This window comes from Halococcus dombrowskii, assembly GCF_022870485.1.
GTDB lineage: Archaea > Halobacteriota > Halobacteria > Halobacteriales > Halococcaceae > Halococcus > Halococcus morrhuae.
On sequence record NZ_CP095005.1, the window covers coordinates 1,472,351 to 1,498,095 of the forward strand.

The following is a 25,745-nucleotide window of genomic DNA, read 5'->3' on the forward strand; positions in this document are numbered from 1 at the left end:
AGAGGGTTCCGGTCACACGGGAATACGGTCCGCTGCCCTGGCATCACCGCGCACCCTTCCCGTGTCTGTTTTCGATACGACGGCGTTCCGGAAGGTTTGATTGGCCGCAGGCCCGACAGCGGACGAACAGGCCCGGCGCGCTCGTCCGCAGAGAACTGTCGATCGTCGAGCGCGCGAGCGGCGAGTTCGAGTCATGGAGTACGTCCAAGAGCGGATCACGACGCTACACGGGTTCGCCGACGAGCCGCCGGCCGCGCCGACGGAGCGCACGGCAGTCGTCGTCCCGATGACCGGCCGCGAGTATCGTACCGATGCGGCCGCGCACGTCCTCTCGTCGCTCGCCACGCTCGATGTCGCGACGGTTATCGTCGCCCTGCGCGCCCCACGCGAGCGCGTCGAGCCGATCGCCGAGTGGCTGTCGGGGTTCGCCCTCGACGTCGAGTTGTTCTGGTGTGGCGGCCCGCGCCTCGCCGCACTGCTTGACGAACGTGATCTCGACGGCGAGAGCGGGAAGGGTCGGGACGTCTGGCTCGCGCTCGGCCCCGCGAGCGACCACGAGTTCGTCGTCGTCCACGACGCCGACGCGCTCTCGTACTCGCCCGCCGACGTCCGCCGTCTCTGTGCGCCGCTCGCCGACGGCTTCTCGTTCGTGAAGGGCTACTACGCCCGCATCGAGCGCGATCAGCTGTTCGGCCGACTGTTCCGCCTCTTCTACGAGCCGCTCGTGGCCACTCTCCGTGAGCGCCACGACGCACCGATCCTCGACTACCTCGGCGCGTTCCGCTACGCGCTCGCCGGCGAAATCGGACTCACGGGCGACCTCGCACGCGAACTCCGGCTCGGCCGGGGCTGGGGGCTCGAAATCGACGGGCTGGCGACCGCCTTCGACGAGGCCGGGTTCGCGGGCACGGCACAGGTCGACCTCGGGATCGACGTTCACGATCACCGATCGGTATCGGGAGCCGACGGCCTGGCGGCGATGAGTCGCGAGGTCGGGCGGGCGCTGCTCCACACGGTCGAAGGACACGGCGTGCGCCCCGCGTACGACACCCTGCCGTCGCGCTACGAGCGAACGGCGGCGCGGTTCGTCCGCCAGTACGCCGCCGACGCCACCCACAACGGGCTGGAGTACGACGCCGACGACGAGCGCGCACAGGTCGGCGACTACGCGACGGCCATCGAGCCACCAACGGACGACGATCGACTGCCGGCGTGGACCGACGCGCCGCTCGACCCCGACGAGGTCAGGGAAGCAGTTCGTGCCGATCTCGCGGCAGTAAAGGACTAACCCGTGGCCCACGGTAGGACGATCGAATGGAGCTGACCCACGACGAGCTCGCCGGCATCGTCGATCTCTTCGGTGCGCTCTCGCTGTCCGAACTCGCCACCGCGGGCGACGAACTCGCGTTCAAGCGCGGTACGGAGCTCGCCGGCCCGGACGTCGACGCGGCGCTCGCGGCTTATCGACTCGTCGCGTTCGATCCCGACGCGATCACCGACCGAACCACGGACGAACAGCTGCTCGCCGCCGGCCCGACGGCGTTCCCGGCGCTTCCCGACGGTGCCGAGGACCTCCCCCACATCCTCGACGTCGACGCCTGTACGCCCGATCGCGCGGCACTCGGGGCGGTCGTCGAGGAGCGGTTCCGCGCGGACGCAGCGCGTGCGGTCGCCGAGGACGATCACGACCGCATCGCGCGGCTGCTCGACGTGAGCTACGATCTCGAAACGTGGGCACCGGTCGCACTCGATGGCGTGCGTGACCGGCTCGATACGGCCGCGGGCGATTAGTCAGGCACGAGCGGTGACGTAGAGCGCGGCCGGGCCACAGACGATGAGTGCAAACACGTAGCTCGTCGCCCGGTAGAGAATCGCGAGCGCCGCTGCAGCGCCGGCACCGACGGGTGTGAGTGCCACCACGAGCGCGACCATTGCCGTCGAAACGCCGCCGAGACCGCCCGGCGTCGGGACGAACCCGGCGAGCGAACTCGCAGGGGCGAGGAAAGCGACCAGGAGGGGATCGACCGGCAGCGAGAGTGCGAGCGCGGCGAAATACAGCGGTGCGGCGAAACAGATCCAGCCGAGATACGAGTAGACGATCCCGACGAGCAGGTCGCGCGGCTCCGCGGCGATGCGCGCGATCTGGCTGTAGAAGGTGTCGATGCGCGACTCGATCCGTTCCATCGACACGCGATCGGTGCGTTTCGTCACCGGGCGAGCGAGCGTGGTGACGACTCGCTCGACGAGATCGCGGCGTCGCCACGCGCCGTAGACGATCGCCGGCACGCCGATGGCGATCGCCGCGAGCCCGATCAGGATCGAGCTCGCTCCTGGTGGTACTGTCCCGGTGATCGCGAGCGCCGCGAGTCCGATACCGGCGAAGGTAAAAAACGGGAGCAGATGCATCAAATCGGCCGTCGAGACGCTCGCGAGGCTCTCCTCGTAGCTCGCCTCGGTGTCGGCCGAGAGGACGTAGGCGATGAACGGCTCGCCGCCGGCCTGACCGAACGGTGTCGTGTAGTTCGCGAACGTCGCCGCGAGATAGGTCGGCACGAGTTCCTGGTAGGGGATTTCGATCCCGCCGGCGTCGAGGACGACCTGCCAGGTCTTCGTCCACGCGAGCAGGTAGCCACAGGTACAGAGACAGGCGACGGCCACCCAGCGGAGATCGGCACGCGCGAGCGCGTCGGCGATGTCGTCCCAGCCGACGACGTTGCCGAGGAAGTAGAGGAGGACGGCGGCGATGAGAAAGCCGACGAGCATCTTCCCGATCGAGCGTCGGTCGAGAATGTCCGCGGATTCGGTCGCCACGTCAGGCTCCCGTCCGTCGCCGCCGGTCACGCTGCGATCCGATCATGCTGTCGAGGGGACGAACGGCGGTGGCATAAACGACCCGAAACGATCGTCCCGAGACGAACGGAGCGGACGAATTAAGCCCCGTGGGCGTCTCACGACGGTATGCATCTCGCGCGGGTCGCCGAGCACGCCGCCACGGGCGTCACCGACGAGCAGCGCGACGCAGCCGTGCTCGTACCGGTCATCACGCGCGAGCGATCGGACGACTACGGCGGCGCACATCTCCTCTTCACCAAGCGCGCCGACCACCTCGGCGAACACCCCGGACAGATGAGTTTTCCCGGCGGCGGACGCGAACCGGTCGACGACGATTTGACTGCAACCGCGCTGCGCGAGGCCGACGAGGAGATCGGCCTCGACCCCGACACCGCCGAGGTCGTCGGTCGACTCGACGACATCCGCACCATCACGCGCTACGCCGTCCGGCCGTTCGTCGCACGCGTCCCCGATCGCGAGTACGTCCCCGACGAGCACGAGGTCGCCGAGGTCGTCGTCCTCCCGATCGCGGCGCTCACCGATCCCGACAACTACGATTCCGAACGCCGCGACCATCCCCACTACGGCGAGGTTCGACTTCACTTCTTCCGTGTCGGCGACTACGTGGTCTGGGGCGCGACCGGCCGCATCCTCGTGCAGTTCCTGGAACTGACGACCGACTGGCGCGTGCCGGACGATCCCGACCGCGTCGTCGATTCGGATGCCGATTTTCCGGTTTAGGACTCGTTGACGTCGTCGTCCGTCGTCTCCTCGTCAGTCTCTGCAGAAGTATCTTCGACTGTCCCGTCGTCACCCGTCTCATCCTCGTCGGTCGAGATCCGGATCGGCCCGTCGTCGGCGTCCTCGACTTTCGGTAGCTCGACTTCGAGCGTGCCCTCGCCGGTGAGCGACGCACTCGCGGCGTCGGGATCGACCGTCGCCTCGGTGGGGAGCGTCACGCTCCCGTCGAGCGAGAGGCCGCGACCCGGAAAGCGCATCTCAAAACCCTCGCGGTGCTCGCGAGTCCGGTCGATGCGGACGTGAACGGCGCGCTCGGAGAAGCGAACCTGGACGTCCTCGGCGCTCGCGTCGGGTGCATCGAAGACGACGAGGTAGGCGTCGTCGCTTTCGAGCAGGTCGGTCGCCAGCGGGCGGCGCTCCTGGGCGCGGCCCGCGAACCGGCCGACGCCGTCGAGCACGCGCTTGAGGACCGATTCGCCGACGCTGCTGCTCACAGTTCGACCTCCCGGAGCGAGTCCGTCTCGGTGCAGTACGGACATTCGAACGCGTCGATGCCCACGTCGTCGGGCATGTCGTAGGTGTAGTGCATCTCGAACATGTCGAGCTCGCAGTCGTCGTTCTCACAGACCACTTCGAGGGTTGCGGGCATACCTCCTGTACTGCCGGACGACCTATCAACCCCACGGGTCGTGAGAAATGGATTCTATTCTTATAGCTTTGGTCTAGTGTGAAAATATAACCTCTGAATTGTACCAAAACACTCATTTCCACAGTCGGCGTGATCAATCAACACCACATGGTAAATTCCAAACTGACATCATTCTTATCTGAATATGAAGGCGAAAATCCGCGTGATATTTCGCAATTTCGAAAATACCGTGAAAGGCATTCAGAGATGGTTGGTATCTCTATCTTAGCTCTAGTTATTGCTGTCGCTGCACACGAAGGGTTTTCTTTTAGAGTTGTGGAATTTCCGTGGCCGTTCTCAAGATATATTCTATATATGTTGTTCTCAATGTTTGTTTTAATTTCTTTTATTATCCAATTTGGTCTACGTGGTGTAGATATGGACCATACTCGGTTTTCATACCATCATATTCACCAAGCTGTCGAATCCTATATTGATGGGAATTATGATGCTGTATTTCACCACATTAGTGAACTCCACGAAGATGTTGAAAACACGAACAACGATGTATTCTCAAAAAAGACAGAAGACGCAATTTCGGATCTTTACGAGTCATTAGACGAGTCAGAAATGACAGAATCGATTGTTGAAGATAGGTTCGAAAACCTTGCAGTAATATTTGTTGAAGAAATTGAATTTGGTGAGGCGCTTGATCGACAAACTTCGAAAATGAAGAATGAAAATGAATTTGAGAGAAGTGTAGTCAGAGATGCGGCTCAGAATATGGGAATCCGACCACTTCAAGTAGCTCCTTTTGTCGTAGTTGCTATTTCGGCCGGGGTGTACTTTTATGTGAACAAAGATGCAGGATATGCTGTCGGCATGCTGCTTCTTTCTGCGCTTGGTGCCACCAATCGTAGCTAATATGTCCGAGACATCCTAATACGATAAGGAGTGGGAGTTTTACGCCGCGACGCTCTTGTCCCTCCATGACCGATCCAGCCACGCTCGACGTCACCCTGATCGATGGGTACGTCGACGAACCCGCCCACTTCGGCGTGCCGCCGTACATCTCCACGTATCCACGGTTCACCGCCGGCGCGCTCGTCGATGCGGGCGTTCCCGAAGAACGTATCACCTACCACACGATCGACGAACTCCGCGACGAGCGGAACAAGTGGCGCGACGTGGCCGACGCCGACCTGATGATCTATCTCGGCGGGATGACCGTTCCCGGCAAGTACGTCGGGGGCACGCCCGCCGAACCGGACGAGGTCCGCGAACTCGCGTGGGTCGCCGAGGGCACGAGCCTGATGGGTGGTCCGGTACGGTTCGGCGTCGGCGAGGAGAACGCCGGCGGGCAGGAGACCGAGCGTAAGGACCTCGATTTCGAGTTCGTCGCCAAGGGTGACGTCGAGGCCGCCGCCTACGATCTCGTGGGCAATGGATTGGAAGGGTTCGGCAACCGCGTCCGCGACGTCGAGGAAGTCACGAGGTGGGCGCGCCAGGGCGCGTTCGTCGTCTCCCAGCACCCGAACCATCCCGACTACCTCATCTGCGAGCTCGAAACGTCCAGGGGCTGTGCCTACCGCTGTTCGTTCTGTACCGAACCGCTCTACGGCAACCCTTCCTTCCGCCCGCCCGATTCGATCGTCGACGAGGTCGATGCGCTCGCCGACCGCGGCGTGAAACACTTCCGCCTCGGCCGACAGGCCGACCTGCTCGCCTACGGTGGCGACGGTGAAGCGCCCAACCCCGACGCGCTCCAAGAGCTCTACGGCGGTATTCGGAATGTCGCACCCAACCTCGAAACGCTCCACCTCGACAACATCAATCCAATTACCATCGTGCGCTGGCCGGAGCAATCGCGGGAGGGACTGCGGATCATCGCCGAGCACAACACGCCCGGCGACACGGCTGCCTTCGGACTCGAAAGCGCCGATCCCGTCGTCCAGGAGCAGAACGATCTCAACGTGACGGCCGACGAGTGCTTCCGCGCCGTCGAGATCGTCAACGAGGAGGCCGGCTGGCGGCCCGAGGGCGATGGGAACGCCAACCGTTTGCCGAAACTCCTCCCGGGAATCAACCTCCTCCACGGGCTGCAGGGCGAGCGCGAGGAGACGTTCGAGCTCAACAAGGAATTTCTCCATCGGGTCTACGACGCCGGCCTGATGCTCCGCCGGGTGAACATCCGGCAGGTGATGGCCTTCGACGGGACGGAGATGAGCGAGACCGGCGCGCAGATCGCCGACGATCACAAGAAACTGTTCAAGCAGTACAAAACCGAGGTCCGCGAGGAGATCGATAACCCGATGCTCCAGCGTGTCGCGCCCGCCGGGACGCTCCTGCCGGACGTCCATCTCGAATACCATCAGGACGGCAAAACCTTCGGTCGGCAGCTCGGCACCTACCCACTCTTGGTGGCGATTCCTGGCGAGCACGATCTCGGGAACGTCACCGACATCGCCGTCACGGATCACGGCTATCGGTCCGTCTCGGGCGTGCCGGCACCGCTCGACCTCAACCGCGCCTCGATGGACGAGCTCGCTGCGCTGCCCGGCCTCGGCGACCAGCGCGCGGGCACGCTCGTCGTGAACCGGCCGTACGAATCGCCCGCCGAGGCCAGCGACGCGCTCGGCGTCGAACTCCCTGGATTTGCGACCGCTCGCGCGCCGGAAGGGGCCGACTGAGGGGAGCGTCCGAGCCGTTCGGAACCCGGAAATGATTTGTCGATGGCTGGCGCATGCGAACCAATGAGTCCGGTCGCCGTGAGCGTCGTCCTGCCGGCCTACGACGAACAGCGGACGCTTTCGGCAACCGTCGAGACCACGCTCGACACGCTCGGATCGTTCCTTCCCGACGACTCGTTCGAGCTGCTTGTCGCCGAGGACGGCTGTACCGACGACACGCCCGAAATCGCCGCCCGGCTCGCCCGCGAGGACGAGCGCGTGCGCCACGTCCACAGCGACGAGCGACTCGGCCGGGGCGGCGCGCTCACCCGTGCCTTTCGAGCAGCGCGCGGCGAGACGCTCGCGTACTTCGACACCGATCTCGCGACGGACATGGGCCATCTCGAAGAGCTCATCACGTCCGTTCGCTCCGGCGAGTACGACGTCGCCACGGGCTCGCGCCTGCTCGCGGCGAGCGACGCCGAACGACCCGCGAACCGTGACGTGCCGAGCCGCGTCTACAACGGGCTCGTCCGGCTGTTCCTGCGTTCGTCGGTCCACGACCACCAGTGTGGGTTCAAGGCCTTCGACCGCGCGGTGCTCGATGATCTCCTCACCGATGTCGAGGACGACCACTGGTTCTGGGATACCGAACTACTCGTCCGCGCCCAGCGCGCCGGCTACCGCGTCCGGGAGTTCCCGGTCGACTGGACGCCAAAGGGCGATACGAAGGTCGATTTCGTCCGCGACGTGCTCGGCATGGGCAGCGGGGTGCTCCGAACCTGGTGGCAGCTCGCCGTCGCGCCGCGGATCACCCGGCGCGTGACGCTCGTCGCCGGCACGCTGCTCACGCTGTTCGCCGTCGCGCTGATGCCGCAGTATATCGATATCTCGCGGATGCTCGCCGAGATCAAAACGGCGGACCCAGCGCTCGTCATCGCTGCGGCGCTCGTCTACGTACTCTCGTGGCCGCTCCGCGGCGGGCGCTATCGCGATATCCTCGACGAGCTGGGATACACCGAGGGACTGGGCTTCCTCACCGGTGCAGTGTTCATCTCCCAGACCGGGAACCTGGTCTTCCCAGCACGGGCGGGCGACGCGGTCAGAGCCTACGTCGTCAAGACACGCCGGCGCGTGCCCTATCCGACGGGCTTCGCCTCACTGGCCGTCGAGCGCGTCTTCGACCTGCTCACCATCACGCTGCTCGCCGGCGTCGTCCTCATCGGTCTCGCCGGGACGGGGATCACCAGTCTCTCGGGGCTCGGTGCGACCGTCGCCGGCGGAAATCAAAGCGGGCGCGTCGCCCTCCTCGTCGCTAGCGGCGTCGGAGTGGCCGCCATCGTCCTCGTCGGTGCCATCGTCGCGAGCGCGCGTTCGGATCGCAATCTCGTCCGTCGTGGGATGGAGAAAGTGAGTTCGGACGCCTACGCCGACCGCGTCGCAGGCGTCATCGAGCGGTTCGTCGGCGACGTCCAGGCCGTGGCGGGTGACCGTGGTGCGTTCGCCCGCATCGGCGCGAGCAGCGTGGTGATCTGGACGCTCGACGTCGTCACCGCCCTGCTCGTGTTCGCCGCCTTCGACGTCGCACTGCCGCTCACGACGCTCGTCGCCGTCGGTTTCTTCGCCGTCAGCGTCGGCAATCTCGCCAAAGTGCTTCCGCTCTCGCCGGGCGGGCTCGGCCTCTACGAGGGTGCGTTCAGCCTGCTCGTCGTCGGACTGACGCCGGTCGCCACGCCGATCGCCCTCGGCGCGGCCATCGTCGACCACGCGGTGAAGAACGTCGTCACCGTCGTCGGTGGGCTCGGAGCCATGCTCGTGCTCAACGTCTCGCTCACGACCGCCGTCGAGGAGGGCAGCGAGGTCGAGGCGACGCCGACCGACGACTGATCGTCGTGCTGACCGGGTCTGTTTAGGCGCGCCGGCCCCTTCCTCGAACCATGTGCACCCTCGTGCTCGCGTGGCAGGTCTTCGCCGATCGCCCGGTGGCGGTGGCGGCCAACCGCGACGAGGCCGTCGACCGCGAATCGAATCCTCCCGAACTGCTCTCTGACGATCCTGCAGTCCTCGCCCCGAGCGACGCCGAGGCGGGCGGGACGTGGATCGGCTACAACGAGCACGGACTGTTCGTCGCGGTGACGAACCGCTGGACCGACCGGGAGCTCGCGGGCGAGCGCTCGCGCGGGCTGCTCGTCAGGGACGCGCTCGAACACGACTCGGCGGAGGCGGCCGCCCGTCACGTCGAGCGTGCGGTCGAGACCGACGAGTACGAGGGGTTCAACGTCGTGGTGGCCGACGCCCAGGCCGCAATCTTGCTCGAATGGGACGGCCAGCTGCGCGTTCGGAACCTCGACCCCGGCGTCCACGTCGTGATGAACACCGGCGCGATCGGCGACGTCGACGTACCCGAATCGTGGCCCGAGCGCGGCGAGCGACAGGCCGAAAACGGCCGCCAGGTACGCGCGACGCTTCAGCCCGATCCCGGCGAGACGAGCCAAGCGTGGATCGATCGGGCGGCCGATGTCCTCGGCGATCACGACTACGGAGTGTGCGTCCATCACGAGGAGTTCGGTTTCGGCACGCGCTCGTCGTCGCTCATCAGTATCGACGAGGACGGTGATGGCGAGTACGCGTTCGCCGACGGGCCACCCTGTCGAACCGCGTTCGAGCCGGTCGAACGCCGGATTTAACCCCTCCGGCGGTGTGGATGGCGTATGAGCACGACGGCCGAGGTGGAGCTCTCGGAGGACGAGCGTGCCGGTCTCGAACTCGTTCGCTCGACGGGCGGTATCCACCAAAGCGATTTCTGGAAGCAGCTCGACGTCGACTCGCGCACCGGCAGCCGCATCGCCGAGCGCCTGGAAGAGCACGGGCTCGTCGAGCGCGAGGACACCGTCTATGAGGGCCACAACACCTACTACATCGCCCCGGCGGCGCGCGATCTCAACTTCTCCCTGCTGATGGCCGGCAACAACCTCTCGCCGCTGGTCGGCGAGGAGGACGTCGAAGCCGACAGCGACGCCTTCTCGCAGTGGATCATGCAGCTGGCCTACGAGTAATCAGCGAAATTCCCGGCTGCTTGCACCGAGCACGAAGGTTCAAACCCGAAGCCGCGACCAGCAAGCGGCGTGGAGCCGTCGCCCCGCACGAGTATTGAGCCGGCAAGTCGGGTGGGCACACGCTGTGACTGCCAACCATCCACCGAGAGCGGTCGTCTTTCGATCGACGCGAGCGACTGCGCCGGGGATGGTCTGATCGCGACGACCCCGGCCTGCCGGGCGACCGCCATCGCGGCGCTCGACGACGTTATCACCGAAATCGAGATCCACAACGAGGGCTGCGAGCGTCGTTACGACGAGGGGACGGTCGGCGTGTTGCTCGCTGCGGCCCGCTTCGCCGACCTCGTCGCCGATCACGATGTGGCGCTGGCGCGGCGGGCGCATCGGGAACCGCTCAGGGCGGCCCGCGCGGCGCTCGCCCGCGGCGGACGGGTCGGCGAACTCGCTGCCGTGACCGGTCTGGCCGAGGCGCTCGCTCGGGGGGACGGCGTCACGGACGAACTCAATCCACTTACGTCGGGGACGGCTACCGTGGCCATGTTCCACGACGTCGAGAATGCGGGCGAACTCACGCCCGACGAACTGCGCGCGCGGTACGACGAGCTGCTCCGAGCGGTCGTCGAGAGCCACGGCAGCGACACGATCCGCGAGGAGACGGGCGTCGAGGGCGTCGGGGCACTCACGAACGGCGAATCGCCGCCGCTCACGCTCGACGAGGCCGCAACCGTACTCGCACTCGATCCGGCCGAACCCGACGCCGACGCCATCGCCATGGAGGCGCGCGATCACCTCCTGATGGGGATGACCACGGCAGTTCTCGACGTCGAGGCGCTCGAATCGGGGATCGACGGCGCGCTCGATGCGCGCGAAATCCAGCAGAAGATCGAGGGGCGGCTCGCGATGGAGCTCGACGAGTTCGCGCTGCTCCACGGCCACATCGAGGAACGAAAGCCATGAGCGTCGCCATCCTCGGCTGTGGCTACGTCGGTCTCGCGCTCGGTCGCAGCCTCGCGCCCGATCGCCGGGTCGTCGGCGTGCGCCGCTCGGCCGACGGCCGTGCAGCGATCGAACGCGCCGGCTTCGAGGCTGTCGAGGCCGACGTCACAAGTCGGGACGAGCTCGCGGCCGTTCCGGACGTCGATACGGTGGTGTTCGCGGCGAGCTCCGGCGGTCGCGGGGCCGATGCCGCACGCGATATCTACGTTGAGGGACTCCGGACCGCCATCGAGGCGCTCGGCGCGCGCGAGAACCCGCCCGACCGCCTCGTCTACACCTCATCGACGGGCGTCTACGGCGACCACGACGGCGACTGGGTCGACGAGGAGACACCCATCGAACCGACGACCGAGAAGACGGAGGTGCTCGCCGAGGCAGAGCGGATCGCGCTGGAAGAGACGGCGGAGCACGGCATCGACGGCACCGTGGTGCGCTTTGCGGGTCTCTACGGCCCGGAGCGCTACCGGCTCGATCGCTATCTCGACGGCCCCGTGACGGAGGGCTATCTCAATATGGTCCATCGCGCGGACGCCGCCGGAACGATCCGCTTCCTGCTCGATAGCGACGTGGCACGTGGCGAGACGCTGCTCGCTGTCGACGACGAACCGGTCGAAAAGTGGGCGTTCGCCGACTGGCTGGCCGACGAGTGTGACGTGCTCCGCCCGGAGAAACGGACGACCGCCGAGCGCCTCGCCGACGAGGAGCTCTCGGTGCCGGCACGGCGACGCATCGAGACGTCGAAACGCTGCTCGAACGACAGGCTTCGGGAACTGGGCTACGAGTTTTCCCATCCGACCTACCGCGCGGGCTACCGGGCGGCGATCGAGGACTATCGCCGCAGTTGACAGTACCCAGCGGAAGGCTCTTTCGTCTGCACGGGAATCCCCAATCGAATGGCGTCTTGGGAACACGTCGCGTTTCTCGCCGGCTCGGAAAACCGCGTCCAGATCCTCGAAACGCTCCACGACCGACCGCGTCGCCAGTGCGAACTGGTCTGTGAGTGTGGGCTGTCGCGCTCGACGGTCCATCGGGCGCTCGACGGGCTCGCCGAACGCGAGTGGATCCACAACGAGGGCGGTGTCTACCGGCTCACGGTGGGCGGACGGCTCGTGCTCGATCAGTACGAGCTGCTCGAAACGACGATCGAACGCGTCGACGAGTGGGGATCGTTCCTCCAGAATCTCGGCGAAACGGCCACGACGCTGCCGGCGGCGGCGCTCGACGACGCGCAGCTGGTATCGAACGTACCGGAGAACCCCCACGCGGCCATCAGCCACGTCGCCGATGTGTTCGTCACGAGCGATGTCGATACGTTTTACGGCATCTCCCCGGTCGTCAGCCCCGTGCTCAACCACGGCGCGCGCGAACTCGCCACGTCCGAGACGGAGATGGAGTATCTCATCGATCGTTCGGTGCTCGATGCATCACAGTCGGCCTACCCGGATGCGCTTGCAGTTGCGCATTCGCTCGATCATTTCACGCTCTATCTCCATCCCGACGAGCTGACGTTCGGGCTCGCGGTGCTCGACGACCGGGTGCTGGTCTCGACCTACGACGCGCACGGCTCGCTCCACGAGTGTCTCGACGGGACCGACGAGGCGCTCGTCCGGTGGGCGAACGACGTCTACGAGGACTACCGGGCGGCGGCCGAGCCCATCGACGCTCCCGAGGCTGAGGCTACCCCTCGACAGTGAAGCGCGGCTCTTCGATGGCCTCGCTCTTGCATTCGGGACAGCGCGAGGGCCGGTTGATGCGGTCGTCGAACTCGTCGAACCCGCAGTCGCGACACTCCGGCGGCGCGACCAGCAGCTCCTCGTCGGTCCCGTCGATCGACTGGGCGACGTGTTCGACGTGATCGAGCGCGCTTGCAGTCGTAATGGCGAACTCGGTCGCGAGAGTGCTCGCGGCGGCCGGCTGCTCGCGGAGGTGGTCGGCGATGCGCTGGCGCGTCGTCGCGTCGGCATCCGCTCGGCGCATGGGTCCTCTGGGGGGCGGCGGCGCAAAACCGTTTGCCTCCGCGGCCGTGTCGAAGCGGGTCGGAAGCCACAAGGCGCTGGCTGTCCATCCGCAGGTATGTTCGGAGGAGGCGGCGGTCTGAACCCGCGCAAGATGCAACAGATGATGAAACAGATGGGCATCGACATCGAGGAGATCGATGCCGAGGAGATAATCATCCGCACCGGCGACGAGGAGCTCGTCTTCGACGATGCCGAGGTCCAGCGGATGGACGCTCAGGGACAGGCGACCTACACCATCACGGGCGAACCCGAGACGCGCTCGGCCGACGAGGAAGCGATCCCGCTCGGTGAGGGCGACGACGATGCCGATACGGGCGGTACGGATCGGATTCCCGATTCGGACGTCGATATCGTCGCCCAGCGAACGGATGCGAACCCCGAGGAGGCACGCGAGGCGCTCGACGCCGAGGACGGCGACCTCGCGGCGGCGGTCTCGCGACTGGAGTGACGGCCGTTCTGCTCGTCGGCGAGGGCCGCGAGTATCTCCGCGAGCCGGGCGCAACGCTCGAAACGGATCTCGGCGTGCTCGACGTGCCGACGGACGCGAGTAGCGGTGACGTGCTCGAAACCCACCTCGGCACCGAATTCGAAGTCCGTGAGCTCCGCGGTCCGGATCTCTTCAACCACTTCGAGCGCACCGGCGCACCGATGTTGCCCCGAGACATCGGTCTGGTGATGGGCCACACCGGCGTCGCGGCCGGCGATCGGGTGCTCGACGCCGGCACCGGGACGGGCGTGCTCGCTGCCGCGCTCGGCCGTGCGGGCGCGTCGGTCGTGACGTACGAACAGGATCCCGAGTTCGCCGCCGTCGCCCGCGAAAACATGACTCTCGCCGGGGTCGAAGAGGACACGACCGGCGGCAGCGTCGACGTCCGTACTGGCGACGTGCTCGACGAACTCGGCGAACTCGATCGTCGCTTCGACCTACTCACGCTCGATACTGCGGACGCGCCGGCAGTCGTGGAACACGCACCCGATCTGCTAGTTCCTGGCGGGTTCGTCGCGGTCTACTCACCGTTCGTCGAGAGCATGCGCGAGACGGTCGAAACGCTCGACTCGGTGGGGATGGACGCCGACACCTACGAGACGATCCAGCGCGAGATGGACGTCGACGAGCGCGGGACGCGCCCCTCGACGGCCGGCGTCGGGCACACCGGCTATCTGATTTTCGCCCGCAAATAGGGATCGTCGATCGCCGTCGACCGTTCGTTCGGAGGAGTGCTGGACGGTCAGTCCGAGGTAGGTGACGACCGCCGGACGAAGAGATTGACCAGCGAGCGCCGCTGGATGCAGACGAACCCGGCGATGATGGCGGCGAAGCCGAGCGCGGTCAGCGTGTCGATGAGCTGGCCGAGGACGAGCCACGAGAGCACGGTCGCAGCCGCGGGTTCGAGATAGCCGATGAGGTTGACCTGCGCCGGGCCGAGGCGATCGAGCAGCGTGAAGTAGATGAGAAAGGCTCCGGCACCCGAGACGAGGCCGAGATAGAGCAGCGAGATCCCTGCCGTCGGCGTCCATCGGATGGCGGCGAGCGATTCGCCGCGCAGGCCGCCCGTGAGCATGAGCAGCGCCGAGCCGATCAGCATCGCCCAGGCCTGGACGGTGCGCATCGGCAGCGTCGTCTCGATCGTGCGTGTCAGCACGCCGCCGAGCGCGAACGAGGCCGCCGCGAAGAAGACCAGCACGATGCCGGTCATGTCGCCGGCCAGCAGTGCACCCGGATCGAGCGCCGCGATCCGCTCGGCGAGCGGCAGGCTGCTCTCCTCGGCGATGCCCGGCTGGGCGACCAGCAACACGCCGAAGAGGCCGAACGCGAACCCGAGCCCGTCGAGCGCCGAGAGATGGGCATCGAGGATGGCGACGGCGAACAGCGCCGTCAGCACCGGCCCGAGGCTGACGACGATGGCCGCGACGGCACCGCTGAGATACTGCTGGCCGAGATAGAGAAACGAGTGGTGGCCGCCGATGAGAAAGGCCCCCGCGACGCCCGCAAGCGTCCATTCACGACGACCCCGTGGTCGCCAGCGCGGCGTCGTCAGCCACGCGTAGGCCAGGATCACCACGCCGGCGATGAGGAATCGGAGGCCGGCGAACTCCAGCGGCGGGAAGTACGGCAGTCCGAGGTCGATCGCGACGAACGAACTCCCCCAGAGCGTGCCGAGCGTGACGAACGCGATCGCCAGTTGCCGTGTGCTCATCGACACCGCCGGCCGGTCGGACGCGCGTCGAACCGCGATCGGAGAGCCGAACTACCTGCTATCGAATCGAGTGCAATCATCTCGTCGACAACTGAATCGTCACACCATTATATTGCTATTGGTTCGATCGTTCGCAGTCAATCAGGACAATCGTCGCGTGTTAGTGCAAAACAAACGCACTCGTTTGTCGGCGGCCATCGCCGTGCGATCGGCACATTACTGGGCATCGCCGACGAACCGTGGCGTATCGAAAGCGTGGCTCCGACGATCGCGCAATCAGACGTCTCGCGTCGTGAGAACGGGGACGTCGCTGGTTCTGACGACGCGCTCGGTCACGCTGCCGACGAGGTAACGTTCGATCCCCGTCCGGCCGTGCGTCCCCATCGTGACGAGATCGATACCCGCCGCGTCAACGTAGTCGGTGATAGCCCGGTAGGGTGTACCCTGGACGACCTCGGTGACGACGTCGATCCCGCGCTCCCCGGCCGCGTCGGCAACGGTCGCGACGGCACGCTCGCAGTCGTCCGACCAGGCGTCGATGACCGTCGAGATGCCGGGGCCGACGTCGTAGGAGCCCGCCAGCGAGTTCAAATCGACGACCGACAGCGCGTGGACGGTGCCGTCGTAGCGATCGGCGATCGCCAACCCGTGCTCGACGGCGGCGTTCGCGGCGTCGCTGCCGTCGGTCGGGATCAGCACGTCGCCGTAGCCGGCGTCGGTGGCCGGTTCCCGTCGCGTCGTGAAGACGGGGACGTCGCTCGTCCGGCCGACGCGCTCGGTCACGCTGCCGATGAGTACGCGCTGGAGGCCCGTGCGCCCGTGGGTGCCCATCGCAACGAGATCGGCGTCACGGTCGGCGATGTCGAGGATCGTCTCGTGGACCGTACCGTGTTCGATCGCCGTCTCGTAGGAAACGTCCGTCTCGGTCGCGAGCGCTTCGAGCGTTTCGAGCGCGTCGGTCGCCTCCTCGTCAAGCACCGTCCGCCGCTCGGCGATCGAATCGAGACCGACGAGTCCGTCCTCGTTCGCGGCGTTGACGACGCTCAGAAACTGGAGTCGGCTGTCGAAGGCGTCCGCGAGCGCCAGCGCGTGCTGTGCGGCCGCGCGCGCCCCGGTGCTGCCGTCGGTCGGAACGAGGATGGTGTCGTACATGATCGTCAGCAGACGTTCGACGGCGAGTGACAAAAAACGGTGGCCGGCGACGTCGACGGAGCACGACTGCGGCGTCGGCAGGTCGGCGATCCGTAATGGCCGCCTCAGCCTTCGACGAACCGTTCGGGGACGTACTCGGTCATCGTGGCGGGGACGAACCCGACCAGATGCTCGGTCACTGCGGGCACTCGCCGGCGGACGAGCGCGTAGCCGACGGAGAGACAGACTGTCGCCCCGATCAGCCAGCGCAGCGGCGCGCCAGCGACGAGCAGCGGCGGAACAGCCAACAGCGCGCCGAGCAGCGCGTCTTCGGGCGCACCGTCGTAGCGTACCCAGCGCCGCGGTCGACGCCAGCGGCCCGCGAAGTGGTCGTACACCGCCCGCTCGGAGGTCGCCAGCCACGGCCGGAGTTCGAGCCCGCCGCCGAAGACGTCCATCGTCGAGTGGAGCGCCGCCGCGAGGAGGAAGCAGGCGAGGGCAACGGTCGCCGGTCCGGTCGAAACGATGGCGAGTGCGCCGGCGGCGAGCGCGAACGGCCAGTAGTAGACCGGGAAGTGGAGCGTCTTGCGGTGGCCGGCGTAGAGATCGAGGTCGGGGAACAGGCCGCCGACGAACGCCGCCGCGAGCGCCACGTCCACCTGTTCGGGGGCACCGAGCGCGACGAGCGAGGCGACGGCAACGCCGGCCAGCGCGTGTGTCGTTGCCATCATCGTATCATCTCGTAGGTGATCAGCGGTCAAAACGATACCGTCCGCACGCAGCGTCGTTCGGACCAACTCTGATCGAAACGATCGGTCGTCTATAGTGTTAGCACTCCGTTCTCTGGTCCAGTGTGTTTTAAGAGGTGAGCAGCGGAGAATCGGCGTATGGAACTCATCGAAGCCACTGCTGGAGATCTCGACGACCTCGTTGATCGCTGGTATTCACTCGCAAAATCGATGGAAGCCTACGACGAGCTGAACGAGCTTTCCGACGCGGATGTCGACGAAATTTCCGACGATGGCTTCCGCGCCCATCTCGAAGACGAGGAAGTTACTGACTATCTCGTCGTCCTCGAAGACGAGACGATTGGCTTTCTCACGCTCCGTGAGGGACATCATTCTTCTCGACAGTATTCACAATATCTCCGTATCGTGAACCTAGCTATCGACGAAAACCACCGAAATCAGGGGTATGGTACGGAGGTCGTCGAACGTGTGAAGGAGATGGCGTGCGATCACGGCTGTGACCATCTCATGGTCTCCTGTGAGTGGCACAACGAGGACGCACGCCGGTTCTACCGCAATGCGGATTTCCGACCGAAGCAAGTCGACTATGCACAACCACTGGAATAGCCAAATGATTGATGGCTATAACGACATATGAAAAAGAGCATGTATTCGATCACTAACCTCCAGAGACACCGACGTACTGCATCAGCGCCGCCATGAGTTTGTTTTCCGCACGTCGAAGATGTTCCTCGGCGGTGCGCCGTTCGACGCCGATCGCAGCGGCGATCTCGCTCGTCGTCGTTTCGCGTGGGATTTCGTAGTAGCCCTTGCCGTGGGCGGTCGTGAGCGTCTCGCGCTGGCGGGGCGAAAGGTCGGGCAGCACGCCGTCGAGGCTGAGCAACGGCGCGTCGTGGGCGACCGTTTCAATCTCGCGTTTCCGTTCGACCGAGACCGAGAAGCCATCGTCGACGAGATCGCGATAACAGCCCGTCAGGTTGGCCGGATCGAGCGCGAGCACGCGACAGGACTTCGCACCGTCGGCGTAGCGCAGCGGCGGCAGGAGCAGGCAGTCGTGGCGGGCGAGATACGTCTCGATCGAACGCCGCTCGTGGCGTTTCAGACAGTCGTCGGTGACGAGCACCGATTCGTTCGGCCGCTGGAGACTGTCCTTGATGCCGACGCGCTCGCGGACGTGCGCGCGTATCTCGTCGACGGCCTCGTTCGTGACGTAGAGGAGATCACAGTGATCGTTACACCACAGCTCGACCGTCGCATCCGTTCCCGCGGTCGCGGCGGCGTAGGCCCCATCGCCCTCGATGCGGAAGGTCGCCTCGTACATACGCCGCACAACGGCCGCGCCGCCCTAAATCTGCCTCATGGGAATCAGTCCTCGCCGGGAGCGGCGGGGACGGACCCCTCGCTTTTCGGTGTCGTCTCGCCCGCTTCCCCCTCTTTGTACGCGATCTGCCAGCCGGTGAGCCCCATGAATACGAGGACGAGCGGCGAGAGGAAGCCGAAGAAGTAGTACGGTGCGTACGACAGCGTCGAGACGCCGAGCGTACCGGCCATGAACAGCCCGCCGCTGTTCCAGGGGATGAGCGCCGCGGAGGTCGTCCCGCTGGCCTCGACGGCGCGCGAGAGGTTCTTGCTCTTCAGGCCCTGTTCGTTGTAGAGATTGCGAAGGGTCATCCCGGGCACGACGATGCTGATGTACTGCTCGGCGGCGAGCATGTTCATCGCCACGGCCGAGATCGCTGTCACGCCGGTGAGGCTCGCCACGCCACGGCTCAGTCGGCCGAGATGGTGGGCGAGCACGGCAAGCATGCCCGTCCGTTCGAGGATGCCGCCGAGCGAGAGCGCAGCGAGTGCGATCGTCACGATCCACGCACCCCCGAGCAGGCCGCCGCTTTCGAGGAGTCCATCGACGAGTTTCATTCCCGTCTCGGGGGCCGTCCCGGACTGGGCGGCCGTCCACGCGGCGGTGAAGCCGGTCCCCTGAACGGCCATCGAGGTGAGCGCGCCCGCGAAGACGCCCGTGCCGAGCGTCGGGAGCGCCGGGATACCGTAGATGGCGAGCCCGAAGGTGACGACGATCGGGACGAACACGAGCGGCGTCACGGCGTAGGAGCCCGCGATGGCGCTCTGGATCGCACCGACGCGCCCGGCCGGGATCGTTCCCGAGGCGCTCAGCCCGAGGAAAACGTAGAGTACGACCGAGAGGCCGAACGCCACCAGCGTGCCCGCGCGCATCGCGTTGATGTGCTCGTACAGGTCGGTGTTCGTCACCGCGGCCGCGAGATTCGTCGTATCGGAGAGCGGCGATTGCTTGTCGCCGGTGTAGGCCCCCGAGAGGATCGCGCCGGCGGTCATCGGCGCGGGGATGCCGAGCCCCGAGCCGATACCGATGAAGGCGACCCCGAGCGTGCCCGCGGTCGTCCACGAGGAGCCGACCGCGAACGAGACGATCGCGGCGAGGATCGCAGTTAGCGGGAGGAAGATCTCGGGTGTAAGCAGTTCGAGACCGTAGTACATCAGTCCGGGAATCGTCCCGGCTTGGATCCACGTCGAGACGAGCGCGTAGACGACGAACATGATGAGCACGACCCGCATCCCCATCAGGATGCTGTCGGTGATGCCGTCGTAGAGGGCGTCCCACGAGAAGCCGAGATGGTATCGGACGAACAGCCCGGTGAAGGCGATCCCCCAGAATAGGGGAAACTGCGGGTCGAGGTCGAAGACGACGATGCCGACGCTGAGGAAGACGATCATCGCCGCGACGGGGACGAGCGACGCGGCGAGCGACGGCCGTTCGTCGGGATCGATCTCCGCGAACAGCCGCGGTTCGAACGCTACCATTCGTGTCGACCATCCGTGATGGTCTCACTAAATGACTTCCCACTTCGCCCGCTTCGTCGCCAGCAGGCAAAATTACCATATCTGGAACTGGGAACGTCTCCCGCGACCGATTTTGCCTCCACAATCGGTGTAATCCGTGATCGTGAGATTGAGGGCCGTGTCGATTCGTGATCGTCTATCCTGGGTGTTGTTCGCATAGAACTCTGTTGTCCCAGCGCGAACAAGGAAGGAATACAGCCAAATGGAGGGGTATTTTTATATCTATTCTCATGCCGATCGCTCGCGCCGTCGATTCGACCGATCCACGAACGGTCGTAACAACCTGCGTTCCAGACTAACTTATAAATCAACCACCGCTTGGAGGCCAAACCGTCTCGTGACTCGTTCGCATAGTTTGGACGATGAGCGAACAAGAACCTGCACCGGACGAGATCGGCATCGGCGAGCCGTCGGCGCAGTGGCGCGAGTACCAGGGCGCGCCCACGGGCACCGACATCGAGTGCGAGGGCTGGCGGCAGGAGGCGGCCCTCCGGATGCTCAACAATAATCTCGATCCCGAAGTGGCCGAAAAACCCGAGGATCTGGTCGTCTACGGCGGGACCGGCAGGGCAGCCCGGAGCTGGGACGCCTACGACGCGATCCTCGCCGAGCTGCGCGAACTCGGTGACGAAGAAACGCTACTCGTCCAGTCGGGCAAACCCGTCGGGCGATTCCCGACTCACGAGCGCGCACCCCGGGTGCTGATCGCGAACTCGAATCTCGTCGGGAAGTGGGATAGCTGGGAGCACTTCCACGAACTCGAAGCCGAGGGGAAGATCATGTACGGCCAGATGACCGCCGGCTCGTGGGCGTACATCGGCACCCAGGGAATCCTCCAGGGTACCTACGAGACGCTGGCCGAACTCGGCCGACAGGAATACGATGATGATCTCGAAGGCAAGATCGTCGCCACCGGCGGTTTGGGTGGAATGAGCGGTGCACAGCCGCTCGCGGTCACGATGAACAAGGGCGTCTGCATCGCCGCCGAGGTTGACGCCCATCGGATCGAGCGCCGCCTCGACACCGACTACCTGATGGAACGCGCCGAGGATCTCGACGAAGCGCTCGACAAGGCCGAAGCGGCGGCCGACGCTGGCGAACCGTACAGCGTCGCGGTCGAGATGAACGTCGCGGACATGCTCGAAACGATGGCCGAACGCGAGTTCGTCCCCGACGTCGTGACCGACCAGACGAGTTCGCACGACGAACTCGAAGGCTACTATCCGAGCGGCTACACGGTCGACGAGGCCGACGAACTTCGGGAGGAGAACCCCGAGCGCTACGTCGAGGAGAGTCTCGACACGATGGAGCGCCACGTCGACGCCATCCTCGACCTTCAAGAGGAGGGTGCGGTCGCCTTCGAGTACGGCAACAACCTCCGCGGGCAGGTCGAGGATCACCGCGGACGTGAGGATGCGTTCGACTTCCCCGGGTTCGTTCCCGCTTACATCCGCCCGATGTTCTGTCGTGGTCGCGGCCCGTTCCGCTGGGCGGCGCTGTCGGGCGACCCCGTGGATATCCATCGTACCGACGAGGCGGTCACGGAGCTGTTCCCCGAAAACGACTCGCTCACCCGCTGGATCGAGCTCGCACAGGAGCAGGTCTCCTTCCAGGGACTCCCCTCGCGGGTCTGCTGGCTCGGATATCGGACCGATGACGATGGCATCACCGAACGCGCACGCTTCGCGCTCCGGATCAACGAGCTGGTCGCCGACGGCGAGATCAGCGCGCCGATCGTCGTCACGCGCGACCATCTCGACGCGGGCAGCGTCGCCAGCCCGCATCGTGAGACCGAGGCCATGAAGGACGGCACCGACGCGGTCGCCGACTGGCCGATTCTCAACGCGCTGCTCAACTGCGCCGCGGGTGCGGACATCGTGAGCGTCCACGACGGCGGCGGCGTCGGCATCGGCAACGCGCTCCACACGAACAACCACGTCGTGCTCGATGGCTCGGAGCTCGCCGCCGAGAAGGCCCGCCGCGTGTTCACGACCGATCCAGGAATGGGCGTGATCCGCCACGCCGACGCGGGCTACGAGGATGCCATCGACGAGGCCGATCGGTCAGGCGTGCACGTACCGATGCGGGATCGCCGATGAGTCTGCGCGAGCCACCGGCCTGGAACGGGCCCTCCGCCGACCCGAACGACGAGCAGTTCGGTGACATCGTCGAACCGGCAACTGTTGCTGACGCCAGCGAGTTCGACGCCGTCCTAGTCGGCGAGCCGTACGACGGCGCGGTTATCGGCCGGCGTGGCGCACGCGAGGGTCCTGCAGCGCTCCGCGAGGCGCTCGCGGGGGTCAAGACCCATCGCTTCGGTGCGGGCCCAGTCCGGTCGGTCGGCGATCTCGGCGGCGTCGAGGTTCCGGATGCCGATGTCAGTTCGGTACAGGCAGCCATCCGTGAGACGGTTCGCGAGATCCACGCGTGCGACACGCTGCCGGTCTTCCTCGGTGGCGACAACTCGCTCACCTACCCGAACGCCGCGCCGCTGCTCGCCGGATCGCTCGGCGTTATCAACTTCGACGCCCATCTCGATTGCCGAGAGATACGCGGCGAACCGACGAGCGGATCGCCCTACCGGCAGCTTCACGAGGCGGGGCTCGATGCCTACGCCTGCGTCGGCGCGCGCCACTTCGAGACATCGACGGCGTATGCCGAGTATGTGGACGAACAGGGTGGCGAGATCGTCACAAGCGAGGCCGTCGGCAACGATGTCGAGAGTGCTGCCGAGCGCGCACTCGATGCGATGGCCGGGGTCGATACAGTCTACGTCAGCGTGGATCTCGACGTGCTCGACGCGACGGCCGCACCGGGCGTGAGCGCACCCACACCCGGTGGACTCACGACGCGCGAACTGTTCCGCCTGCTCAGAGCAACTGCGGCCGACGACCGCGTGGCAGGCTTCGAGGTCGTCGAGTGTGCGCCACCGCTCGATTCTGAAAATCTGACCGCCGCCGCGGGCGCGCGGACGATCGCTCACTTTCTGAGTGGCCACAACGGAGATTCATCATGACTGAACTCACGACAGTAATTCACGACGCGAGCGAGATCGTCGTCGGACCGGGAACGGACACACCACTCGAACGGTACGAGAACGCTGCCATCGCCGTCACTGACGGCCGCGTGGCCGCGATCGGCCCGATCGAGGAGATCATCGACGAGTATCCCGCGGAGAACGCCACGCACGCGATCGACGCGAGTGGGCAGAGCGTGATCCCGGGATTCGTCGATTCCCACACGCACGGCCTGTTCGCGGGCGATCGGTCCGACGAGTTTGCCGCAAAGCTCGGCGGCGAGCGGTACCAGGAGATCCTCGCCGAAGGTGGGGGCATTCTCCGGACCGTGAGCGCCGTTCGCGAGGCGAGCGACGATGAACTCCTCGCGAACCTGCTCCCGCATCTCGACACGATGTGCGCCCACGGGACCACGACCGTCGAGATCAAATCCGGCTACGGGCTCGATACCGAGACCGAACTGCGGATGCTCGACGTGATCCGGCAAGCCGACGAACAGCATCCGATCGACATCGTGCCGACGTTCATGGGTGCTCACGCCGTGCCCGAGGACGAGGATGCCGAGTCGTACACCGACCGAGTGATCGACGAGCAGCTCCCTGCGGTCGCCGAGCAGGGGATCGCGGAGTTCTGTGACGTCTTCTGCGAGGAGGACGTCTTCTCGGTAGAGCAGTCCCGCCGAGTGCTCGAAGCGGGAATGGAACACGGGCTCACACCAAAGGTCCACGCAGAGGAGTTCGTCCGATTGGGCGGCGCACAGCTCGCGGCCGAGATGGGTGCGGCGAGCGCCGACCACCTCCTCCACGCGAACGCGGATGACCGCGCGGCACTCGCCGAGGCGGGCGTCACGCCCGTCCTCCTTCCCGGAACGGCCTTCTCGCTCGGTGCGGATTACGCGGATGCGCGGGCGTTTCTCGACGAGGGCGGATCGGTTGCGGTGGCGACCGATTTCAACCCGAACTGTCACTCGCAGAGTATGGGCTTCGCGATCGCGCTCGCCTGCGTCGGGATGGAGATGACGCCTGCCGAGGCGCTCGTCGCCGGCACGCACGGCGGCGCACGCGCGCTCGATCGTGCGGGCGAGGCAGGTACGCTCCGCGAGGGAATGCCCGCCGACGTGGCGATCGTCGACGCGCCCTCACATATTCACATCCCCTACAACTTCGGTGTGAACACCGTCGAAACGGTACTCAAGGATGGCGAGCCGGTCCACGGAGGGCAGCGATGAGCGATCATGGATCGGTCGTGCTCGACGGTGAATCGCTCACGCCGGAGGACGTCGCCGCGGTCGCACGCCACGATCGTTCGGTGGCCATCGCCGATTCCGCGCGCGAGGCCGTTCGGGAATCCAGGGCACGTGTCGAGGACGTGCTCGACAGCGACGAGACGGTCTACGGGCTGAACACCGGGTTCGGCCAGCTCGTGACCGAACGAATTCCCGAGAGCGATCGCGGGCGACTCCAGACCAACCTGATTCGGAGCCACGCTTCTGGCGTGGGCCGCGAACTCGAACGCGAGGAGGTGCGCGCGATGCTGCTCACTCGGATCAACGCGCTCGTGAAGGGCTACTCGGGCATCCGTGAGATCGTCGTCGACCACCTCCTGACGATGCTCAATCGAGGGATTCATCCGGTCGTCAAATCCCGCGGCAGCCTCGGCGCGAGCGGCGACCTTGCGCCGCTGGCCCACCAGGCGCTCGTGTTGCTCGGCGAGGGAACTGCCGAGGTGGACGGCGAGCGCCTCGACGGCGAGGCGGCGCTCGCGCGGGCCGGCCTCGAACCGCTCTCGCTCAGGGCGAAGGAGGGGTTGGCGCTCATCAACGGCACGCAGCTCACGGTGGGGCTAGGTGCGCTCTGTGTCGTTGACGCCGAGCGCGCGCTTCGCGGTGCTGATGTGGCGGGCGCGCTCACGACTGAGGTCTCGATGGGGACGACCGCCGCCTGCGATCCGGCGATCCAGGACGTGCGTCCGCACGCGGGACAGGCCACGAGCGCGCGTAACGTGCGAACACTCACCGCCGATTCGGAAATCGTCGAATCACACCGCAACTGCGATCGCGTCCAGGACGCCTACTCGATTCGCTGTCTTCCACAGGTCCACGGCGCGGCGCGCGACGCGATCGCCCACCTGCGCGAGGCAGTCGAGATCGAACTGAACAGCGCGACCGACAACCCGCTCGTCTTCCCCGGCAGCGCCGTCGACGACCGTGCGAGCGGTACCGAGAACGTGGGCGTGCTCTCGGGCGGCAACTTCCACGGTGCGCCGCTCGCGCTCCGGCTGGATTACGCCACGAACGCGCTCGCCGACCTCGCTGCCATCGCCGAGCGCCGTGTCGATCGGCTTCTCAACCCCAATCTTCAGGAGGAGCATCTCCCACCGTTCCTCACGCCCGAGAGCGGCGTGGGATCGGGCTACATGATCGCCCAGTACAGCGCCGCCGCGCTCGTCAACGAGAACCGATCGTTGGGGTCGCCCTCGACGGACAACACGCCCGTGAGTGGTGGGCAGGAGGACCACGTGAGCATGAGCACTCAGAGCGCGCTCAACGCCCGCACCGCCGTCGAAAACGCGCTGACGGTGGTGGGGATCGAACTGCTCTGTGGCGCGCAAGCGATGGAGTTCGTCGACGACGGGCTCGAACCCGGCAGCGCCACCGGTGCGGCCTACGACGCGCTCCGCGAACACGTCCCGCCGCTCGACGCGGATCGACCGCTCCACGGCGACATCGAGATCGCGACGGAACTGGTGGCCACCGGTCGGCTCGACGAAATCGTCGAGCGCGCGTGCGACGAACCGATCGCGTAGCGCGACTGCACATGGGGGAGGGGACGGT

Annotated in this window: 27 protein-coding genes; 18 read left to right on the top strand and 9 right to left on the bottom strand. The window is 65.9% G+C overall.

Features of this window, described 5'->3' with window-relative positions; all coding sequences use genetic code 11:
- The first annotated feature begins 193 nt into the window (after positions 1–193).
- Complete coding sequence (locus tag MUK72_RS07680) at positions 194–1,288, top strand: glycosyltransferase family protein (RefSeq protein ID WP_244698339.1); 1,095 nt, start codon at positions 194–196, stop codon at positions 1,286–1,288.
- A gap of 26 nt (positions 1,289–1,314) precedes the next feature.
- Positions 1,315–1,791: a DUF7109 family protein gene (locus MUK72_RS07685; protein WP_244698341.1), complete on the top strand. Its 477-nt coding sequence runs from the start codon at positions 1,315–1,317 to the stop codon at positions 1,789–1,791.
- Here the strand turns inward: MUK72_RS07685 and MUK72_RS07690 are convergent, their stop codons facing one another.
- On the bottom strand, positions 1,792–2,811 hold the full coding sequence (locus MUK72_RS07690; RefSeq protein WP_244698343.1) for a lysylphosphatidylglycerol synthase transmembrane domain-containing protein: 1,020 nt from the start codon (positions 2,809–2,811) through the stop codon (positions 1,792–1,794).
- A 147-nt stretch (positions 2,812–2,958) separates the two neighbouring features.
- Here MUK72_RS07690 and MUK72_RS07695 point away from each other — a divergent pair, with 147 nt between their 5' ends.
- The gene (locus tag MUK72_RS07695) at positions 2,959–3,573 is read left to right on the top strand and encodes an NUDIX hydrolase (protein WP_244698345.1); all 615 of its coding nucleotides are present in this window, start codon (positions 2,959–2,961) and stop codon (positions 3,571–3,573) included.
- On the opposite strand, the gene MUK72_RS07700 is transcribed toward MUK72_RS07695, so the two are convergent.
- Together MUK72_RS07700 and MUK72_RS07705 are read right to left on the bottom strand one after the other, a co-directional pair.
- Complete coding sequence (locus MUK72_RS07700; protein WP_244698347.1) at positions 3,570–4,067, bottom strand: Hsp20/alpha crystallin family protein; 498 nt, start codon at positions 4,065–4,067, stop codon at positions 3,570–3,572. The two genes, MUK72_RS07695 and MUK72_RS07700, sit on opposite strands and share 4 nt — an antisense overlap.
- Positions 4,064–4,222, bottom strand: a complete 159-nt coding sequence (locus MUK72_RS07705; RefSeq protein ID WP_007741419.1) for a DUF7559 family protein — start codon at positions 4,220–4,222, stop codon at positions 4,064–4,066. The genes MUK72_RS07700 and MUK72_RS07705 overlap by 4 nt, the downstream gene beginning before the upstream one ends.
- A gap of 147 nt (positions 4,223–4,369) precedes the next feature.
- On the opposite strand from MUK72_RS07705, the gene MUK72_RS07710 reads away from it, so the two are divergent.
- The 8 genes from MUK72_RS07710 (at position 4,370) to MUK72_RS07745 (ending at position 12,616) form a co-directional block, all read left to right on the top strand.
- On the top strand, positions 4,370–5,125 hold the full coding sequence (locus MUK72_RS07710) for a hypothetical protein (RefSeq protein WP_244698350.1): 756 nt from the start codon (positions 4,370–4,372) through the stop codon (positions 5,123–5,125).
- 65 nt (positions 5,126–5,190) lie between these two features.
- Entirely contained in the window at positions 5,191–6,891 is a 1,701-nt protein-coding gene (locus MUK72_RS07715) for a radical SAM protein (protein ID WP_244698354.1), read from the top strand.
- Positions 6,892–6,954: 63 nt separating this feature from the next.
- Complete coding sequence (locus tag MUK72_RS07720) at positions 6,955–8,757, top strand: flippase-like domain-containing protein (protein WP_244698357.1); 1,803 nt, start codon at positions 6,955–6,957, stop codon at positions 8,755–8,757.
- A gap of 50 nt (positions 8,758–8,807) precedes the next feature.
- The gene (locus MUK72_RS07725; RefSeq protein WP_244698360.1) at positions 8,808–9,557 is read left to right on the top strand and encodes an NRDE family protein; all 750 of its coding nucleotides are present in this window, start codon (positions 8,808–8,810) and stop codon (positions 9,555–9,557) included.
- A gap of 24 nt (positions 9,558–9,581) precedes the next feature.
- The gene (locus MUK72_RS07730) at positions 9,582–9,926 is read left to right on the top strand and encodes a helix-turn-helix transcriptional regulator (protein ID WP_244698362.1); all 345 of its coding nucleotides are present in this window, start codon (positions 9,582–9,584) and stop codon (positions 9,924–9,926) included.
- 69 nt (positions 9,927–9,995) lie between these two features.
- Positions 9,996–10,883, top strand: a complete 888-nt coding sequence (locus MUK72_RS07735) for a DUF5791 family protein (RefSeq protein WP_244698365.1) — start codon at positions 9,996–9,998, stop codon at positions 10,881–10,883.
- Complete coding sequence (locus MUK72_RS07740) at positions 10,880–11,767, top strand: SDR family oxidoreductase (protein ID WP_244698368.1); 888 nt, start codon at positions 10,880–10,882, stop codon at positions 11,765–11,767. Before MUK72_RS07735 ends, MUK72_RS07740 begins: the two co-directional genes overlap by 4 nt.
- A 48-nt stretch (positions 11,768–11,815) precedes the next feature.
- Complete coding sequence (locus MUK72_RS07745) at positions 11,816–12,616, top strand: helix-turn-helix transcriptional regulator (RefSeq protein WP_244698371.1); 801 nt, start codon at positions 11,816–11,818, stop codon at positions 12,614–12,616.
- Here the strand turns inward: MUK72_RS07745 and MUK72_RS07750 are convergent.
- Positions 12,600–12,899, bottom strand: a complete 300-nt coding sequence (locus MUK72_RS07750) for a transcriptional regulator (protein ID WP_244698375.1) — start codon at positions 12,897–12,899, stop codon at positions 12,600–12,602. The two genes, MUK72_RS07745 and MUK72_RS07750, sit on opposite strands and share 17 nt — an antisense overlap.
- A 96-nt stretch (positions 12,900–12,995) precedes the next feature.
- Between MUK72_RS07750 and MUK72_RS07755 the strand changes: the two genes are divergently transcribed.
- Positions 12,996–13,388 carry a nascent polypeptide-associated complex protein gene (locus tag MUK72_RS07755; protein ID WP_244698377.1) on the top strand — a complete coding sequence of 131 codons (393 nt, stop codon included), beginning with the start codon at positions 12,996–12,998 and terminating at the stop codon, positions 13,386–13,388.
- Entirely contained in the window at positions 13,385–14,122 is a 738-nt protein-coding gene (locus MUK72_RS07760) for a methyltransferase domain-containing protein (protein WP_244698379.1), read from the top strand. Before MUK72_RS07755 ends, MUK72_RS07760 begins: the two co-directional genes overlap by 4 nt.
- Before the next feature lie 47 nt (positions 14,123–14,169).
- On the opposite strand, the gene MUK72_RS07765 is transcribed toward MUK72_RS07760, so the two are convergent.
- The 3 genes from MUK72_RS07765 to MUK72_RS07775 form a co-directional block, all read right to left on the bottom strand.
- Positions 14,170–15,138: a DMT family transporter gene (locus tag MUK72_RS07765; protein WP_244698388.1), complete on the bottom strand. Its 969-nt coding sequence runs from the start codon at positions 15,136–15,138 to the stop codon at positions 14,170–14,172.
- A 276-nt stretch (positions 15,139–15,414) separates the two neighbouring features.
- Positions 15,415–16,290 carry a universal stress protein gene (locus MUK72_RS07770; RefSeq protein ID WP_244698391.1) on the bottom strand — a complete coding sequence of 292 codons (876 nt, stop codon included), beginning with the start codon at positions 16,288–16,290 and terminating at the stop codon, positions 15,415–15,417.
- 104 nt (positions 16,291–16,394) lie between these two features.
- Entirely contained in the window at positions 16,395–17,000 is a 606-nt protein-coding gene (locus tag MUK72_RS07775) for a metal-dependent hydrolase (RefSeq protein WP_244698395.1), read from the bottom strand.
- A 156-nt stretch (positions 17,001–17,156) separates the two neighbouring features.
- Between MUK72_RS07775 and MUK72_RS07780 the strand changes: the two genes are divergently transcribed.
- Positions 17,157–17,624, top strand: coding sequence for a GNAT family N-acetyltransferase (locus MUK72_RS07780; RefSeq protein ID WP_244698398.1), 468 nt, complete (start codon positions 17,157–17,159; stop codon positions 17,622–17,624).
- A 52-nt stretch (positions 17,625–17,676) separates the two neighbouring features.
- On the opposite strand, the gene MUK72_RS07785 is transcribed toward MUK72_RS07780, so the two are convergent.
- The gene (locus tag MUK72_RS07785) at positions 17,677–18,339 is read right to left on the bottom strand and encodes a helix-turn-helix domain-containing protein (RefSeq protein WP_244698401.1); all 663 of its coding nucleotides are present in this window, start codon (positions 18,337–18,339) and stop codon (positions 17,677–17,679) included.
- A gap of 44 nt (positions 18,340–18,383) precedes the next feature.
- Entirely contained in the window at positions 18,384–19,856 is a 1,473-nt protein-coding gene (arcD, locus tag MUK72_RS07790) for an arginine/ornithine antiporter ArcD (protein ID WP_244698404.1), read from the bottom strand.
- A 401-nt stretch (positions 19,857–20,257) separates the two neighbouring features.
- Here arcD and hutU point away from each other — a divergent pair, with 401 nt between their 5' ends.
- The 4 genes from hutU to hutH are packed head-to-tail and all read left to right on the top strand — an operon-like array spanning position 20,258 to position 25,717.
- Positions 20,258–21,994 carry a urocanate hydratase gene (hutU, locus tag MUK72_RS07795; RefSeq protein ID WP_244698406.1) on the top strand — a complete coding sequence of 579 codons (1,737 nt, stop codon included), beginning with the start codon at positions 20,258–20,260 and terminating at the stop codon, positions 21,992–21,994.
- Entirely contained in the window at positions 21,991–22,911 is a 921-nt protein-coding gene (gene hutG, locus MUK72_RS07800; RefSeq protein ID WP_244698408.1) for a formimidoylglutamase, read from the top strand. Before hutU ends, hutG begins: the two co-directional genes overlap by 4 nt.
- Complete coding sequence (hutI, locus tag MUK72_RS07805; protein ID WP_244698410.1) at positions 22,908–24,140, top strand: imidazolonepropionase; 1,233 nt, start codon at positions 22,908–22,910, stop codon at positions 24,138–24,140. Before hutG ends, hutI begins: the two co-directional genes overlap by 4 nt.
- Positions 24,137–25,717, top strand: coding sequence for a histidine ammonia-lyase (gene hutH / locus MUK72_RS07810; protein ID WP_244698411.1), 1,581 nt, complete (start codon positions 24,137–24,139; stop codon positions 25,715–25,717). The genes hutI and hutH overlap by 4 nt, the downstream gene beginning before the upstream one ends.
- The last annotated feature ends 28 nt before the right edge of the window (positions 25,718–25,745 follow it).

What these genes read in the sequence shown, in the direction of transcription:
- MUK72_RS07680 (WP_244698339.1), top strand. Translation starts at nt 194, where the DNA reads ATGGAGTACGTCCAAGAGCGGATCACGACGCTACACGGGTTCGCCGAC.
- MUK72_RS07685 (WP_244698341.1), top strand. Translation starts at nt 1,315, where the DNA reads ATGGAGCTGACCCACGACGAGCTCGCCGGCATCGTCGATCTCTTCGGT.
- MUK72_RS07695 (WP_244698345.1), top strand. Translation starts at nt 2,959, where the DNA reads ATGCATCTCGCGCGGGTCGCCGAGCACGCCGCCACGGGCGTCACCGAC.
- MUK72_RS07705 (WP_007741419.1), bottom strand. Translation starts at nt 4,222, where the DNA reads ATGCCCGCAACCCTCGAAGTGGTCTGTGAGAACGACGACTGCGAGCTC.
- MUK72_RS07710 (WP_244698350.1), top strand. Translation starts at nt 4,370, where the DNA reads ATGGTAAATTCCAAACTGACATCATTCTTATCTGAATATGAAGGCGAA.
- MUK72_RS07715 (WP_244698354.1), top strand. Translation starts at nt 5,191, where the DNA reads ATGACCGATCCAGCCACGCTCGACGTCACCCTGATCGATGGGTACGTC.
- MUK72_RS07720 (WP_244698357.1), top strand. Translation starts at nt 6,955, where the DNA reads ATGAGTCCGGTCGCCGTGAGCGTCGTCCTGCCGGCCTACGACGAACAG.
- MUK72_RS07725 (WP_244698360.1), top strand. Translation starts at nt 8,808, where the DNA reads ATGTGCACCCTCGTGCTCGCGTGGCAGGTCTTCGCCGATCGCCCGGTG.
- MUK72_RS07730 (WP_244698362.1), top strand. Translation starts at nt 9,582, where the DNA reads ATGAGCACGACGGCCGAGGTGGAGCTCTCGGAGGACGAGCGTGCCGGT.
- MUK72_RS07740 (WP_244698368.1), top strand. Translation starts at nt 10,880, where the DNA reads ATGAGCGTCGCCATCCTCGGCTGTGGCTACGTCGGTCTCGCGCTCGGT.
- MUK72_RS07745 (WP_244698371.1), top strand. Translation starts at nt 11,816, where the DNA reads ATGGCGTCTTGGGAACACGTCGCGTTTCTCGCCGGCTCGGAAAACCGC.
- MUK72_RS07750 (WP_244698375.1), bottom strand. Translation starts at nt 12,899, where the DNA reads ATGCGCCGAGCGGATGCCGACGCGACGACGCGCCAGCGCATCGCCGAC.
- MUK72_RS07755 (WP_244698377.1), top strand. Translation starts at nt 12,996, where the DNA reads ATGTTCGGAGGAGGCGGCGGTCTGAACCCGCGCAAGATGCAACAGATG.
- MUK72_RS07765 (WP_244698388.1), bottom strand. Translation starts at nt 15,138, where the DNA reads ATGAGCACACGGCAACTGGCGATCGCGTTCGTCACGCTCGGCACGCTC.
- MUK72_RS07770 (WP_244698391.1), bottom strand. Translation starts at nt 16,290, where the DNA reads ATGTACGACACCATCCTCGTTCCGACCGACGGCAGCACCGGGGCGCGC.
- MUK72_RS07775 (WP_244698395.1), bottom strand. Translation starts at nt 17,000, where the DNA reads ATGATGGCAACGACACACGCGCTGGCCGGCGTTGCCGTCGCCTCGCTC.
- MUK72_RS07780 (WP_244698398.1), top strand. Translation starts at nt 17,157, where the DNA reads ATGGAACTCATCGAAGCCACTGCTGGAGATCTCGACGACCTCGTTGAT.
- MUK72_RS07785 (WP_244698401.1), bottom strand. Translation starts at nt 18,339, where the DNA reads ATGTACGAGGCGACCTTCCGCATCGAGGGCGATGGGGCCTACGCCGCC.
- arcD (WP_244698404.1), bottom strand. Translation starts at nt 19,856, where the DNA reads ATGGTAGCGTTCGAACCGCGGCTGTTCGCGGAGATCGATCCCGACGAA.
- hutU (WP_244698406.1), top strand. Translation starts at nt 20,258, where the DNA reads ATGAGCGAACAAGAACCTGCACCGGACGAGATCGGCATCGGCGAGCCG.
- hutG (WP_244698408.1), top strand. Translation starts at nt 21,991, where the DNA reads ATGAGTCTGCGCGAGCCACCGGCCTGGAACGGGCCCTCCGCCGACCCG.
- hutI (WP_244698410.1), top strand. Translation starts at nt 22,908, where the DNA reads ATGACTGAACTCACGACAGTAATTCACGACGCGAGCGAGATCGTCGTC.
- hutH (WP_244698411.1), top strand. Translation starts at nt 24,137, where the DNA reads ATGAGCGATCATGGATCGGTCGTGCTCGACGGTGAATCGCTCACGCCG.